The organism is Burkholderia catarinensis (assembly GCF_001883705.2).
In the GTDB taxonomy this organism is placed as follows: Bacteria; Pseudomonadota; Gammaproteobacteria; order Burkholderiales; family Burkholderiaceae; genus Burkholderia; species Burkholderia catarinensis.
In genome coordinates this window covers 1-536 of sequence record NZ_MDEQ02000083.1, presented here as the reverse complement: position 1 = coordinate 536, position 536 = coordinate 1, and the positions used below count along the sequence as shown (strand labels likewise).

Here is a 536-nt window from a genome sequence, read left to right as displayed (position 1 = left end):
GTCACGCCAGTGGCATCGCCGGGTAGCTATGTTCGGAAGAGATAACCGCTGAAAGCATCTAAGCGGGAAACTCGCCTTAAGATGAGATATCCCTGGGGACTAGATCCCCTTGAAGGGTCGTTCGAGACCAGGACGTTGATAGGTCAGGTGTGTAAGCGCAGTAATGCGTTCAGCTAACTGATACTAATTGCCCGTAAGGCTTGATCCTATAACAAGTCTGCCTTGTTGATCGGCGCCGTGCGAAAGCACCGGCCGCGATCCAGGCGACAGGTTGGATTCTCGTGTTTGATACACACAACTCAAAATTACTGCTTCTTCCAAGATTGGTTGTGCTGCGAAGCCAGCACAACACCCCTCTTTGCCTGATGACCATAGCGAGTCGGTCCCACCCCTTCCCATCCCGAACAGGACCGTGAAACGACTCTACGCCGATGATAGTGCGGATTCCCGTGTGAAAGTAGGTAATCGTCAGGCTCCCTAAGCCAAGAACCCCCGCCCGACAAGGCGGGGGTTTTTGCATTTCAGCGACGGAAATG

At 53.4% G+C, this 536-nt stretch carries 2 rRNA genes; both read left to right on the top strand.

From position 1 onward, the window contains the following. Positions 1–208: ribosomal RNA gene (locus BFF94_RS37595) — 23S ribosomal RNA — on the top strand; the annotation flags it as partial. Between the two features lie 153 nt (positions 209–361). Then, positions 362–474, top strand: a 5S ribosomal RNA gene (rrf, locus tag BFF94_RS37590). Positions 475–536 lie beyond the last annotated feature (62 nt).